Origin of the sequence: Pseudomonas sp. UMAB-40 (assembly GCF_900095275.1) — a bacterium.
In the GTDB taxonomy this organism is placed as follows: domain Bacteria; phylum Pseudomonadota; class Gammaproteobacteria; order Pseudomonadales; family Pseudomonadaceae; genus Aquipseudomonas; species Aquipseudomonas mandelii_B.
Genome location: NZ_LT607567.1, coordinates 160,557 through 175,354, shown reverse-complemented (window position 1 = coordinate 175,354; position 14,798 = coordinate 160,557). Strand labels below are relative to the sequence as shown.

General features: G+C 59.4%; 7 protein-coding genes. 4 read left to right on the top strand and 3 right to left on the bottom strand.

All coding sequences use genetic code 11. The features are described 5' to 3' along the window. The 4 genes from K0F88_RS22960 to K0F88_RS22945 all read left to right on the top strand — a co-directional run. Positions 1–906: gluconate:H+ symporter (locus K0F88_RS22960; protein ID WP_219096630.1), on the top strand; the 906-nt coding region annotated here is incomplete at its 5' end. A 15-nt stretch (positions 907–921) separates the two neighbouring features. Further along, entirely contained in the window at positions 922–1,782 is an 861-nt protein-coding gene (locus K0F88_RS22955) for a MurR/RpiR family transcriptional regulator (RefSeq protein WP_219096629.1), read from the top strand. 1 nt (position 1,783) lies between these two features. After that, a complete protein-coding gene (locus tag K0F88_RS22950; RefSeq protein WP_219096628.1) occupies positions 1,784–3,241 on the top strand; it encodes an amidohydrolase family protein in 1,458 nt (485 codons plus the stop codon). A 120-nt stretch (positions 3,242–3,361) separates the two neighbouring features. Then, a complete protein-coding gene (locus tag K0F88_RS22945; protein ID WP_219096627.1) occupies positions 3,362–3,730 on the top strand; it encodes a glyoxalase superfamily protein in 369 nt (122 codons plus the stop codon). 11 nt (positions 3,731–3,741) lie between these two features. Here the strand turns inward: K0F88_RS22945 and K0F88_RS22940 are convergent, their stop codons facing one another. From K0F88_RS22940 to K0F88_RS22930, 3 genes are read right to left on the bottom strand one after another with little or no spacing between them, the layout of a single operon-like run. After that, positions 3,742–6,534, bottom strand: a complete 2,793-nt coding sequence (locus K0F88_RS22940; RefSeq protein WP_219096626.1) for an RHS repeat-associated core domain-containing protein — start codon at positions 6,532–6,534, stop codon at positions 3,742–3,744. Beyond that, the gene (locus K0F88_RS22935) at positions 6,531–10,988 is read right to left on the bottom strand and encodes a SpvB/TcaC N-terminal domain-containing protein (RefSeq protein WP_219096625.1); all 4,458 of its coding nucleotides are present in this window, start codon (positions 10,986–10,988) and stop codon (positions 6,531–6,533) included. The genes K0F88_RS22940 and K0F88_RS22935 overlap by 4 nt, the downstream gene beginning before the upstream one ends. Beyond that, entirely contained in the window at positions 10,985–14,785 is a 3,801-nt protein-coding gene (locus K0F88_RS22930) for a neuraminidase-like domain-containing protein (protein ID WP_219096624.1), read from the bottom strand. The genes K0F88_RS22935 and K0F88_RS22930 overlap by 4 nt, the downstream gene beginning before the upstream one ends. Between the last annotated feature and the right edge of the window lie 13 nt (positions 14,786–14,798).

The following is a 14,798-nucleotide window of genomic DNA, read 5'->3' as shown; positions in this document are numbered from 1 at the left end:
CCGATGGTCGCCGGGCTGTCGGTGGTGCATGCGCTGGTGCCGCCGCACCCTGCGGCGATGCTGGCGGTGCAGGTGTATGGGGCGTCGGTCGGGCAGACCTTGATGTACGCGATCCTGATCGGTATTCCAACGGCGATCATCGCCGGTCCGCTGTACGCCAAGTTCATCGTGCCGCGCATTCAACTGCCGGCGGAAAACCCGCTGGAACGCCAGTTCCTCGACCGCGAACCGCGCGACAGCCTGCCGGGGTTCGGCATCACCATGGCGACCATTCTGTTGCCGGTGGTGCTGATGCTGATCGGTGGCTGGGCCAACCTGATTTCCACGCCGGGCAGCGGTTTCAACCAGTTCCTGCTGTTCATCGGCAACTCGGTGATTGCGCTGCTACTGGCGACGCTGCTGAGTTTCTGGACCCTCGGCATCGCCCAGGGCTTTAACCGTGAATCGATCCTCAAATTCACCAACGAATGCCTGGCGCCCACCGCCAGCATTACCTTGCTGGTCGGCGCCGGCGGTGGCTTGAACCGGATTCTGGTGGATGCTGGGGTCACCGATCAGATCGTCAGCCTGGCCCACGAATTTCACCTGTCGCCGCTGATCATGGGTTGGCTGTTTGCGGCGTTGATGAGGATCGCCACTGGCTCCGCCACCGTGGCCATGACCACCGCTTCGGGCATCGTCGCGCCGGTAGCCATCGGTCTGGGATACCCACACCCGGAGTTGCTGGTGCTGGCGACCGGTGCCGGGTCAGTTATCTTTTCCCACGTCAACGACGGCGGCTTCTGGTTGATCAAGGAATACTTCAACATGACCGTTGCCCAGACCTTCAAGACCTGGACCGTGCTCGAGACCATTATTTCGGTGGTGGCTTTCGCGCTGACGGTGGGTCTTTCTTACCTGATTTAACCGGAGCCGCCTGCCATGGACATCCTCTACCAGATCCGCGCCCGCCAGGATTCCTTCAGCGCCGGCGAAGGGCGCATCGCGCGGTTGATGCTCGACGACGTCGGCTTTGCTTCCGCCGCCAGCCTCGATGAGCTGGCGCAGAGGGCGGAGGTCAGCACCGCCACGTTGTCGCGGTTTGCCCGCACGGTGGGCTGTCGTGACTTGCGCGATCTGCGCCTGCAACTGGCCCAGGCCAGCGGCGTCGGCAGCCGTTTCCTCGACCCGGCGGGCACGCCCGACCAGTCGGCGTTTTACGGGCAGATCGTCGGCGATATCGAGTCGACCTTGCGTCAGCATCTGTCGGCGTTCGACGAATCGCGGTTCGCCGATGCGGTGAAACTGCTGGGCAAGGCGCGGATGATTCATGCGTTCGGCATGGGCGGTTGCTCGACCTTGTGCAGCGATGAACTGCAAGTGCGCCTGGTGCGCTTCGGCTACCCGATTGCGGCGTGCCACGACCCGGTGATGATGCGCGTCACCGCGGCCAGCCTCGATGCCGAACGCGCCGTCATCGCCTGCTCGCTGACCGGCATCACCCCCGAACTGATCGAAGCCGTCGAACTGGCGCGAAACTATGGCGCACGGATTATCGCCATCACCCGCGCCGATTCACCGCTGGCGCAATTGGCCGATGTGCTGCTGCCGTTGCAAGGCGTCGAGACCTCGTTCATCTACAAACCCACGGCGGCGCGCTACGGCATGCTGCTGGCCATCGACGTGCTTGCCACCGAGCTCGCGCTGGCCAATCCTGAAAACAATCAAGAACGTCTGCGGCGGATCAAACTCGCCCTCGACGATTACCGCGGCGGCGACGATCACTTGCCGCTGGGAGACTGACATGATGTACGACACGCTGATCCGTAACGCCCTGATCATCGACGGCAGCAACAGCCCCGGTTACCCCGCCGATGTGGCGATTCTGAACGGCCGCATCGCGCGCATCGGTGACTTGCACGAGGCCAGCGCCCACGAAGAAATCGACGCCGCCGGCCGCGTGCTGGCGCCCGGTTTTATCGACGTACACACCCACGACGACACGGTGGTGATCCGCCAACCGCAGATGTTGCCCAAACTCAGCCAGGGCGTGACCACGGTGATTGTCGGCAACTGCGGGATCAGCGCGTCACCGGTGAGCCTGCGCGGCGATCCGCCGGACCCGATGAACCTGCTCGGCACCTCGGCAGCTTTTGTGTATCCGACGTTCAGCGATTACCGCGCAGCGGTCGAAGCGGCGAACACCACGCTGAACGTCGCCGCATTGGTGGGCCACACCGCGCTGCGCAGCAACCATCTCGACGACCTGTTTCGCACCGCTACGGCGGATGAAATCAGCGCGATGCGCAAGCAGTTGCGTGAAAGTCTTGAGGCCGGCGCCTTGGGGTTATCCACTGGCCTGGCCTATGCCAGTGCGTTCTCGGCGTCCACCGACGAAGTGATGCAATTGACCGAAGAACTGACGGCGTTCGGCGCGGTGTACACCACCCATTTGCGCAGCGAATTCGAGCCGGTGCTGGAGGCCATGGCCGAGGCATTCCAGATCGGCCGGCATGCGAAATCCCCGGTGATCATTTCCCATCTCAAGTGCGCGGGGGCCGGTAACTGGGGGCGTAGTCCGCAGCTGCTGGCCTCGCTTGAGGAAGCGGCGAAAACTCATCCGGTGGGCTGCGATTGTTATCCCTACGCGGCGAGTTCTTCGACCCTGGACCTCAAGCAAGTCACCGACGCCCATCGCATCACCATCACCTGGTCCACGCCGCACCCGGAACTGGGCGGCCGCGACTTGATGGACATCGCCGCCGAATGGAACGTGCCTTTGCTTGACGCTGCCCGCCGACTGCAACCGGCCGGTGCGGTGTACTACGGCATGGACGAGGCCGATGTGCGAAGAATCCTCGCCCATCCCTTGTCGATGGTCGGGTCTGACGGATTGCCGGAAGACCCATTCCCGCATCCGCGCTTGTGGGGCGCTTTCCCACGGGTGCTAGGACATTTCAGTCGCGACGTTGGCTTGTTTCCGCTGCACACCGCCGTACACAAAATGACCGGGCTGTCGGCGGCGCGTTTTGGCTTGAAGGAAAGGGGGGAGATTCGTGAAGGGCATTGGGCGGACCTGGTGTTGTTCAATCCAGTGACCATTCGCGACGTGGCGGACTTCAACGATCCGCAACGGGCGGCCGAGGGGATTGAAGGTGTATGGGTCAACGGCGTATTGAGTTACAGCGACGGCCAGGCGAACGGGAAACGGGAAGGGCGGTTTCTGGCGCGGGAAGGGGATTTGCGTGACGGGTTTCAGTAAAGATTCCGAGGAGTCCGTCACAGTGGTGGCATATTGCAATTAAAGAAAGCCATCACCAAGCCGAAGCGCTGACATCCAGCCCAACTTCAATGGGTGTCTTTTCAGTCAGGGAGCAACCCAATGAGCTTCGGCAAAACCACCCCGATCCTGCGGATTTTCGACGAGACCAAGGTATTGGAGTTCTACGTCGACTTCCTGGGGTTCACGGTCGACTGGCAGCATCGCTTTGAGCCGAATTTCCCGCTGTACCTGCAAGTCTCCCGTGGCGAATGCGTGCTGCACCTGTCCGAACACCATGGCGATAGCACGCCGGGCTCGGCCCTGCGGATCGAGACCGACGAACTCGAGGTGTTCCAGCAGCAACTGCTGGCCAAGCAATACCCGTTTTCGCACCCACAGATCCAGGCCATGCCCTGGGGAAGCCAGGACATGACCATCAGTGATCCGTTCGGCAACCGGTTGGTGTTTACCAACGCGATCTGCCTGTAAAACAGCACGGCTTACGGGTTGGCGGCGCGTTGGTAGTGGGTTCTGGAGGAACGCATCGATTGCATATGCGCGGCGTAGTCCATGGGCTCCAAACGGCCGGTGGGGATGTTGATGTTCCTTGGGATCAAGGCGTTGCAGTTCATGCAGGTGGGGAAGTCGGTGGCTTGCCGGGAGTCGGCAACGCCCTTGAGCCGTTGAGTCATCACAAAGATGTTTTCAAGCGGGACGCTTGCACTCAAGGGACTGTGGAGCAACGCGTTCCTGCTCCGCACTTCTGCATGACGCCCAGGGGTGCCCGACTGAATGGGGAATACATGTCCGGAGTGACCTAAATGGTCGCGGATGTCCCTGGCCAGCGCCGGGTGGAGCGATACGTCATTGCGATTGGTGTAATCGCGTCCGACTTGAGCCATGTAGGCCTCTGGTCGGGTGATTTCAAAGATGCCCAGGTCCCCCGGCTCGCTTGATGAGGGGAAGGGATTGCGATAGAGGGTGACCCCGGGATAGGGCCGGTCCCCCAGCTGTTCAGGGAAGTTGAAATGCTCCCAGGACGAAAAACTTCCGTCTGCCGTCGTGACCGCCGCGTGTGCGGTGTACTCGTTGAGTTTCTTTTTCGTATAGGCCTTGAAGGCTGGATGGCTGGCTTCGATCCCGGCGATTTCCTTGAGTGTCAGGGGATTCGTCCGCTTGGGAAATTGAGCTTTCAGCGCGGCCAGTTTTTCGTCCTTTGCTTCTGCCAATAGCCTTGGGGCGTCTGTCATCGAAACGGTGTTCAGGGAAAACCGGTCGTAGTAATCGAGCACTGTGGGGACGTTGACCAGGTCATCGCGCACCAGCCCCCGCGAATCGGCAAATCGCACCGGGTTGTTCCCGGCCATGCAATACAGGTTCAACCCGTCAGCCGTGCCCGCCGGGTCCGGGCTGATCCATCGTTGCAACCAGGGCGCGTAATACCGCTGGCCGTAGTAATACAGTCCGCTGGCGTCACGCTCCTTGCCCGAGTAGCGAAGGGTTCGGTAGTTCGCTTCCAGCACGTTGCGCGCCGCTCTCCACGCCGTGCCGCCAAAGGGGTAGTAACCTTCCTCGCTGATCAGCTGGCCTTCGGCATCCAGCTCAATTGTGTTGGAACCCAAGTGATCATCGAAACCGAAGCGCAACGCGTTGTTGGTGATGGCCGAAGGGGTTCCCAGGCTCCAGTGCAGGCACTGAACGTTGCAGTGGCCCGCCTGAACCGTGATGACCTCGAGTGTTTCCGAGGTGCTTTCCCGGATCTCCAGGCCGGGCAAATACACGACGTCGCGGCAACGGGTGAGTGCGTGGGCCTTTTGGGTTTGCCGTTTGCGCACGCGCTGGCCGCTGCCGTCGTAGAGGTAACTTTCCGTATCGGCCTCCTGCGCTGCACGCTCCACCAGGGTCACGCTTTGCAATTGGTTGCGCGCGTTCCACAGCAACGGTTGCCCGCTTTGCAGGGCTTGCAGATTGCCGTTGGCATCGAAGCCGGTTGCAAAGTCGGGGGGTGGATCACCTGTTTTCCATGACAACCCACGATTGCTGTCGGGGGCGATACGCAGTTCGCGGGTGTAGTTGTTGCCTTCGCGCTGATGCTGCAATTTAGTCAGGTTGCCGCGTTCATCGTAGGTGTAATGCTGGGTGAAATTGAGCAGTCGACTGCGATCGGCCGGGCTTGATAACCATTCGGGAAGCGCCGCGCGGCTGCTTGCTGCCTGCTCTTCCCGGCCCGTCGCTTTGACCAGTTGATACAGGCTGTCGTAGCCATATGTGCTGACGGGTACGACGCGTTGATTGGAATTGTGCTGCTCGGGTTTGCTGTGATCTTCGACACTCAGCACATTGCCGACAGCATCGTAGGCGTACTGCAGTTTCTGAAGAATATGAGTGTTTGCGCGCGAAATGCTTCGCTGAATCATGCGGCCGTTTTCAGGCGCGTAAACCGCCGCGCTGGTGATCTTGCCGCCCAGCACCTGCGATTCGATCTGACCCAGCGCGTTGTAGCGGACTTGATCGAAAATCAGCCTCTGTTGCGTCGTGCCACTGAGTTGCAGGGTGACATTGTCCAGCTGACCGGCGACATCGAACCCGAAGCGTTGCGTATGCCCTCTGGCGTCCGTTTGTTCGAGGACTTCGCCGGTCGGCGCATAGCGCCAAGTGGTGGTATGGCCGGTGCCGCTTTCGAGCAGACCCTTGCGGTCTTCGAGATCTTCCGGCCAGTGCGCGGCGTGCTGATCGTTCAGCAGATGGCGTATTTGGCCGAGCAGTTTTCCTGTCAGGTCATACCCTGAAAAAAGCACGCTGCCTGCCGGATCATCGCGGCGAATCAGCCGTCCACAGCGGTTGGTTTGCGCATCGTTGGTTGAGCTGCCGGCATAGGTGAAACGTTCGATGACCTGACGGGATTGTCCGGCGGACTTTTCGTGGATCGCCAGTGGGCGGAGCTGGTTGTCATAGTCGGTTTGCCAATGGCTGCCGCGCGAGTCCCACGTGTCCAGCGCCTGGCCGGCCTCGCCCCAAAACGTCAGGCGCCGGCCAGCATCGAGGCTGTCGACCAGCAGCGTAGCCCCCGACAGGCTGCTGACTTGCCTTGAGTCTGCGGTGCTCAAGCCGACCGTCGCAGTGGGCGAGTAGTGCTCAACGGCCTGTCCGCTGATGTCATGCCGGTAACGGGTTATATGGGCTTCTGGCGTGGTGAGCGATTCATTGCACAGATAGCGGACTTCGCGCAGCGCCAGTCCACGGCCGTCGACAACATTCAGGGTCGGGGTGTGGCGATGAACATTGACGCTCATTGCGCACCTCCTTGAACCGGCAGGTCGGGCTGGGTGTCGTTTTCGTCTTCGGTGATGGTGTACCAGGGATGCCAGGTGTGACGGCGTTCGTCTCCCTTGGCATTGATGACGCGAATGAGTCGACCCAAGGGGTCATGGAAATACTGATCACAGAGACTCGATTTACGCAGGGATTCGTCATTGATGTAGCGGTGCCGGTCACTGAAGTACGGCCGATAGGTTCGTGTCACCAGGCCCTTGTTGTCGTATTCGATGCGCTCGCTGACACGCCAGCGAAGGTTGACTTCGTGCTCCTGCGGTTTGTCGTCTGCCCACTTCAATGTGCCGTCTTCGTCGACCGCTAAAGCTGTTCCTTGCCCGGCTTTCTGTTTGCTTTGCAATGACCGGCCAAAGCCATCCCAACTAGCGACAACGATGCGGATCTGCGTGTTTTCAGAATCGTCGGGGTATCGATCCGACTGCAAGGTGGCGCAGTGAACCGGTTCGCGCTGCGCGCTGTCGATCTTCGTCTGGAGTGCTTGTTCATAAGGTGTTTTTTTTCTGCCGCGACGGGCCAGACGCGCGCGGGTGCTGGCGCGGATTTGCCCACCGGGCAGCAGATCCCCTTTCGCAACAGCCTCTTTGCACTCGTCCTGTTCCTGCTGGGTTGTGAGCGCCACCTGTCCCATCCAGCTGAACGCATCATAGAAATAGGCGCTGGCGACTTGCTGTAGTGCCTGCTCCGGGTTGTCGATAGCGAGGTCAGGCCGGCCGTGATAGCGACGGATATAACGTGAGAGCGGCGCGAACCCGATGGTGCCATCGGCGTTGCTTTTGAAATGGCTGATGGCGTGAACCTGTCCGAATGCATCGAACGACGCTTCCTGAACAATGCTATTGGTGTCGGTGATGCGAGTGGGCTGGAGCAGTCGGTAGTCAATGTTGGAGGCGGTGGTCGTGCAGTTGTCCGGCAGCTTGAGGCCAGTGGTCAGGCAGAAATAAGGGTCATGGGTAAAGGTGGTTGGCCCCTGTTGCGAGCTCTGTTTAACGCTCACGGGTTTGAAAAATCCCTCCAGCTTTTTGTACGTCACGAAGTCGCGTCGTACCGACCAGAGTTTGTCCTGCTTGTCCCACTCTGCGTCGCAGGGTAAGGCGATGGGCATTTTTTTATAGCCGGCGAGTTCCAGGCGTTGAGGCAAATCAAAGGACGCATCCTGCGATTTGAGTAAGCCGTAAACGTCCAGCGCCAACTCATTGAGTTCGGCTGTTTCCGTGTGATCGAGCAACGCTTCGATGCTGGCCTGCCCATCCGTAAAGGGACCACTGGCATCCGGTTTTCTATACCGTTGAAGAGACAGCCCGGTCATGACCTGTCGGGCTTTCCATGCCGCCGACGCGCTCAGTATCAGCAGCGCCTCATGGTTGATGGCCGCAGGCGCCAAGCCATCGGCCAGCGGTGCTTTCGGCAGTTTCAACGCATTGCTCCGTTGCAGATAAGGCAGGCCCAGGCGCCTATTCTGCGGGGTGTTGATGTGGATGAATTGGGCTTTATGTTCGGTCACGTAATAGAACTGTTGGGCCTCGTCATGGGCATCGCCCCAGCATTTTTTCTCCCAGGAATCGGTGAAGGGACAGGCATCGTCCGCTGTGGTGCGCCGGGCGTAGCTGATCTCCAGATGGTGAGTCAGGTAACCGTAAGCGTCCCAGTTCAGATTGACGGTGTGGGTGCAATGCGGGTCTTGCGGGAAGCGCTCGTACTGATAGTGAATCGACTCCACCAACACCGGGTGCAGGATCGAATAAGGGCTGTGCCTGCCCATGCCCTTGAGTTCATTGACCTTGTAGCGATGGTGTTGCACCGAATACGGAAACTTTGCCAGGTCTCCCTGATCCTGGCCGTAAACTTCCACCCGCAAGACACGTCCGTTCAGCGCCCGGGCGATTTCGCGCCGTCGGGCGTTCTGCAGGGTTTCTTTGAGCGGCACCGCTTTTTCGTCGCTGAAATCTCGATCATGGATAACGGGATCAACGTCGTTGCCGACGTGGAACCAGGTTTTGGTCAGTGTCGGTGCGGTCTGCGGACTGCTCGCTTTATCACTGCCCATGTCGGTTTGCACGATCAGGCCGAAGCCCCGGAATTCGCGTTCGGTCCCGTCGTAGAAACCGCGCCGATACTTGAATGTCTGGATCAGGCGATTCCCGGTGATTTCGTCGAGTCGAGTCTGCTGTTTGACCAGAAACAACGGAAACGGCAAGCGTGAAACCGCCGGTTTTTTGTTTTTGCGTAGCTGCTTTTTTTCGTCCAGCCACTCTTGTGCCGAACTGCGGTATTTGAGGTTGCCGGCAGCGCCCATGTTGTTGTTGGTCGATTGCAGCAAATAGGGTTTGGTGCTGACGAAATCGCATCGCCAATGCTGTGGCGTTGCCCCGGGTGCGCTGAAAACCAGACTGGAACAACCGAGTCCTTGCAGGTCGGTGGCGCTGACCTGGCAGAAGCGGTCATAGCGCAATCCTGCGGGCCATGGCACGTCGAACGCCGGGCTCAGACCATTGCCGCACAAATTCATGAAAATGCGCGCGCAGTGGGGTTCCAGATAAATAAGGTCGGCGCTTCCCGAACCGTCCAGATCGGCCAGCAGAAGACGTGATGCATCGAATGCTTCCAATGACAGTTCCGGTGTGGCGATCACCCGACCTTTGCCGAAGCGCCCGCGACCGAGGTTGGGCCAGCATTTCACTTCGGTACGGCGGATACGCACCAGCTGCTGTTGCCCGCTGCCCAGAATGTCGCTGAAGGCCACCAGTTCACTGGATAAGTTGCCGGGCAGGGGCAGATCATCCTCATCATCCGCGCGGTCGACTTCGGTTGCACCGGCGAAGCCCGCGCCTTTGCGGTTGGCATACAGGCGAACACTGCGCGGGCCAAGCATCACCAGATCGTTGAGCCCGGCGCCCATCAGATTGGCCAGTTGCCCTTGAGGATGGAAGAACTCGGTCGGAACGGCGTCAAGCGCGGTGAAGTTCGACCAGGTGCCGTTGGGTTTCAATGTGAAGAAACCACTGAGCCCCGGTTGTGCCAGGATCCAGTCCGGGCGACCGTCTGCATTGAGGTTGCCTAGGCACTGGCGGACGGGGCTGCGGCTGTCGGCTGACGGGATTTGCGGCAAATCGCTCAACGCCTTGTACGTGACACGATCTCCGCCGTCGTCATCGCGTATCGGCTGGCTATAGCGCCAGCTTTTGTCAGTACGGTGCAGCACGCCGGGCAGTCCTTCCCCCAGCAGGTCGACGAACTGAAAGCGCTGCTGGTGATTGAGCCCGGACAGCGCCTCGAACGGTTTGAAGCGCTGAATGTCAGGTTCTAGTGTGAAGTCGGTGTAGGTGAATTCGAGGGGCGGATGAAGTTCATCGGTGCTTTCGCCGTAAGCCTGGTTCAGCGCTGCGCTCAGGCAGCTATAGGAAGGGGGGCGGGTCTGATACTCGATCAAGGTGCGGCGAACCAGCACCGGTTCGGACCCCATGGAGGATTCGTCGGGGAAGTGATGAAACATCAGGATCTGTTGGCATAAACGTCGTGTGCTGAGTTCAAACCCATAGGCGAAATCCGAAAACGGATCGCTACGAACCGGCGATGTTTTTGTTGCCCGATACGTCGGTTTTTCATTCAGTGCGGTGCTGCGTTCGCCGTAGTCGAAAAGCAACTCGAAGTGCCAACGTACATCCTTGATTCCGCCGACTTTGCATAGGTACAACTGAGCCTCAGCTTCAAAATTGCCGTAGCTCACTCGCTCAAGGTAACGCTGGGCACGGCTGTCGGCAGGGCCCGGCGTCGAGGCCGGGTCGGCGTTGTACTCATACACAATATGCTCGCCATGAGGGTTCACGCTCTCTTCAAGCAGCCACTCGCCCACACGCGAGAGCGCATCGGGATCCGCGCGACGTGCCGATGGCGTTTTTCCGAACAGATGTTGGCTGCCGTCGGCGTTATGGATCAGCCAGAAGCCCGGTTCGTCTTTTGCGCTGGACCAATGCTCAATCTGATTGAAAGCGGATTCAATGCGCGGGCGATAACGCACGACCGTGTGTACCACCTGCTGTGTGCCGTCGCTGCACAGTGCTTGGCGGGACTGGATTGCGCCGGTTGTCCGGTTCCGTTCAGGCATAAGGACCTCGCCGTCAGGGCCGAGGAGTAAATCATCACGGGTGTAGGCCGGAGCGCCCAGCTGAGTGCGTCGTGAAATGATCGGCAGTGTGAGTTTCCAACCCAGTCCGAAAACCCCGTTGCCTTGAGTGCTGCTGTAACGCAAGGCAAGCGCCGGAGCGTATCCGCGACCGGGTGAAACGGGCAAAGCAATCTCGCAGGAAGCGGTCCCGCTTGAACCGATAGCACCCAGGCCGTTACCGATGCCTTGAATCGCCCCTCCGCCCTTGGGCAAGGTCGGAGGGGTGACAGGGAGGGCGGCGTGTTCGCTCATTGCGCACCTCCATGTACCCTGGCCGTGTACTGCACGTGCACGATGATATCGGTCAGGGATTCGAGCATGCTTTTCTGAGCAGCATGATGGGGGAATGACAACTGCCACTTGGATATCGCACCGGTGTATTCAAACGGCAGGTAGCGCTCGTCCTGGAAAGTCAGGGTGAACAGGCCGCTATCGTCGATGCCCGTCGACAGGGCGATTTGCTGATTGGCCCGCAGGCTTTTCATCGCCGTCTTGTCGGCACCGGGCATGACCACTTCGCTGTCGGTCTGGGTCAGCGTGGCACGGATATCGTCATAAGGGCCGAGGATGGCCGGCAGGGAAATGCTGATGCGCTTGATCCGGCGCAGGCAATGCCCCGGGTAATCGTTTTCAAACAGGCCCGTCGTCAATTCAAACTCGCATGAGCCCGTCTCCAGCAAGGTGGCCTTCATTCCTTTGATGGTCGTGTTGTCGGCTGCGAGCGCATCGTCCCAGGGTTTGTTGATCGATTGCGCAGGCGGAACGGTGATGTTTTCCTTCGGGTGGAGCTGGCGTAACGACACGGTCTTGCGGATTTCAAGTTCACGCTCGTTACCCAGCAACCAGGCATTTTTCATCCTCATCAAGGCCAGCTTCATGCGCTCGCCAGGGCCGAGCCCACGGTAGGTGCTGTTCCAGCTCTGGTTCTGGAAGAACGGTTGGGTGGTGACGTCGGCCGTCTCGTAGCGCCAGCTCCGTTCGGTGAACTGGCACAGGGAGAACGTCGAGTCATACACCTGGTAGTAGAAGCTGGAGAGTTGGTGGGTGAACCACTGGTACAGCTGTGAGTTGGTGAAGCGTTGGCTAAGAAAATCGTAGGAAGCCCGGGCTTGAGCCAGCGACGTCTGCGTCTGTTGCAGCAGCAGGCGTGAAGCGGTCTCTCGTTCAACTTCCACGGCCAGTTGTGCATCAATCTGGGCGATTTCGAGTGTTGCCTGGTCGCGGGCGAGGGTCCAATCCTGATGGCGGCGTCGATACTGTGCGGCACGCTCCAGGGCTTCGCCCGCGCCGTAGGCTGCGGTTGCAACCCCTTGTTGCATGGCCATCATCGCGAGCTCGCCGCCCTCCAGGCGAGCCCCACCCGTTGCCAGGCCAACTATGTTGGGCACCACTTTCAAGCCCTGACCGCCGGCATGAGCCGCATGGGCGCCGGCTTCAGCGATGCGCCCCTCCAGATGGAACGCGGCGGCCGTCACTTCTTCCTGGTTGACGACTTCGTTGACTCGCTGGCTGAAGTCATCACGGCGGTTTTCGACGATGGCTTTACTGGCCAATAACGCTTCGCGGGTTTTCTGATCGATCTTCAGCGCCTGGGTCTGCAGGTCGACCGCCACGGTGGCGATGTCCCAGAGGTGCTGTTGCTGAAGTTCCTGATAGCTGGCCTGCTCGCTGCGTTCGATGAACGACATCAGCGTTTCGCCGAACTGAATCACGGTGTCTACCGCGTTCATGGCATGGGCATGCAGGGCACTGAAACGGTAAGGCGGGATCTCCGTGCCCAGACGTTGGGCCAGGCCGGGCTCCGCAGCGCGAGAAGGATTGGCGCCGAGGTGTTTGTTTGCAACAGCGGGCGATGCGAAGAGCGCAATCCTCAGGGGGCGACCCACAATGTCGAGGTTATGCCGGAGGTTGTGCAGGCGGCTTTCGAGTTTTTCCCAGCGTGGGAGCAGCACAGGGTTGAAGGGCAAGCGTGAATGCGCTGCGTCGATCGCGTGAGCAGAATGTGAGTGGACGTAAGGGCGAACACACACTTGAGGGGCCCGCTGCGGGTCTGTCGTTGTCGGTAGGTGCTTGCCGTCTTCCCCCAGTTTTTTCTCAAACGCACGCAGTTGTGCATTGGGCTCCTCGCTAAATGCTTTCAACGTGAGTGGGGCCCATAGATCGGTTTGCCTGATATCCGGTCGCGGGCCCAACAGATCCTGGGCGCGCAGGTACCAGAGCTTCGCGTCGGTCAGGCTGTCGGGGGACAACTGGCGGTACGCGGTGTCGCCGCGATTGAGCAGAATATCGAGGTAGAGCATGTACAGGGCTTTGCGAAAGTGCACGGGATGACTCAGGGCAATCTGGTGCGGATCTTGTGGTCCCTGGAGCGCGTAGCTGGGTTGGCCGGGCCTGGGAGTGCCGGTGATCAGGGGCACCGCGTTCCAGTAGTCAGGGTTGCTGTCACGGACGGCTTTTCGGGCGGGATTGAACAGGTACTGCAACCAGCGTTCGGCTTCACCGTATTGGCGCTCCTGGTTAAAGCGGTGTGCCACCAGCCAGGGCAAGTAAAGAAACAACTCGACGAAATAGCGGCCGTAGGCGCCGTAGAAGTCCAGTTGCTCAGGTGATTTACCGCTCTCGATGGGTGGCTCTTGCAGGTGCTGGGAGGACCAGCTCAGCAAGGTGTCCATGCTGTCTTCTGCCCGCTCGATCAGGTGTCTGGCGAAGGTGATGTTCATTCGGATGGGTTGGCGCTTTTCGGACGCCGGAAATTCGATGAATTCGCTGGCACCTGATGTGTTGCCCTGGCCGGGTTTAATGCTGGGTGCTGTCGGCGAGCCAGATGCGTACCTGAACTGCAGCATTTTTTCCTTGGAATAAGGCCAGCATTCGAGAAGCTTGAGAAGGGTGCCGTCGTGATCGAGGTCCAATTTGCTACGTGGAATTACTTTTGACGTAATCAATGCATCTTTATCGATAGAGGCCCACAGGCAGAAATCGAAAAAGGGAAGACTCACATCTTCACGTTCAAACTCGCCAAGGTGTAATGCGATGCAGAGCGAGGAAGAGGATTGATCGCTGGTAGCAATGGTTCGTGTGTATGCCTTCAATTTCTGCAGGGGCATGCCAGCGGTTGTTCCGGTCGAACAGTACCCTTGCACACAGGTCTGCGGCGTACTCCAGCTCCCGTCATACTTTTTGAAACACAGGTTCAGACGAAACAAAGGAAAGGTTTTTTGCTGGTTGTCTTCGTTGCTCGCCTGATCCTGAAAGACGCATTCCGCCCAGATCACATACAAGCGCTTGTTGAACATGACCGGGCGAATGGTGTGTTCAATGGCGCTGTCTGAAACCGGCAGGTTGATGCGGTGCCAGTCAGACCACGCTTGCGGTTCCGGCGCATCGTATTGGGCCGTCCGGGAACCGGGCACGAAGGGGCGACAGGCCATGTCCAGCGAGCGCCAATACCACGTATTGGCTGCACGGGCCTTGGCAATGAAGTAATAAGTGCTGTTGGCGAAATCGTTGCCGTCGATGTAGCCGTTGACGATTTGCAGGTTGGCCACTTCCTCCAGTCTGTTCAGATAGGCCAGCACCGCCGTGTCCACGGACTCGGCCGTGAGCTGGTTGCGGTTGAGGTCGTTTTCCAGTTGCTCGAAGCTGTCGGTTCGGGTCTTGCGCAACGTTGGATCAAGGTAGGTTGCCGGGAAGTAATAAAGGCGCTGATTGGCCGCCCACGGCTGGTAGTGATGCATGACGGTGCGCCAGGTGTCGACCTGGTCGGCTGGAATCTGCGCGGTGTGATAGCCCGGTTCCATGTTGGCCAGAATGCTGTTGATGTATTGCTGAAGGCTGGCAATGGCACAGGCCACCGGGCTGGTTGGCACGTCCTGGCTGACCAGTACATCGAGCAACCAATAGTGGTAAAGGTCATCGGCCGTCTTGAGGTGCTTTTCGATCTTCAAGGTTTTCAGCGTCTGGTCTTGCGGAGCAATCGCAGACAGATAAAGCCCCAGCTGCGCATCCCGCAGGCTTTCGTTAAGTTGTTTTTCAATAGCAACAGACATGTTCATTCCTTGA

Bases quoted from the DNA above. Each gene is read 5' to 3' on its own strand.
- K0F88_RS22955 (WP_219096629.1), top strand. From the start codon at position 922: ATGGACATCCTCTACCAGATCCGCGCCCGCCAGGATTCCTTCAGCGCC.
- K0F88_RS22950 (WP_219096628.1), top strand. From the start codon at position 1,784: ATGATGTACGACACGCTGATCCGTAACGCCCTGATCATCGACGGCAGC.
- K0F88_RS22945 (WP_219096627.1), top strand. From the start codon at position 3,362: ATGAGCTTCGGCAAAACCACCCCGATCCTGCGGATTTTCGACGAGACC.
- K0F88_RS22940 (WP_219096626.1), bottom strand. From the start codon at position 6,534: ATGAGCGTCAATGTTCATCGCCACACCCCGACCCTGAATGTTGTCGAC.
- K0F88_RS22935 (WP_219096625.1), bottom strand. From the start codon at position 10,988: ATGAGCGAACACGCCGCCCTCCCTGTCACCCCTCCGACCTTGCCCAAG.
- K0F88_RS22930 (WP_219096624.1), bottom strand. From the start codon at position 14,785: ATGTCTGTTGCTATTGAAAAACAACTTAACGAAAGCCTGCGGGATGCG.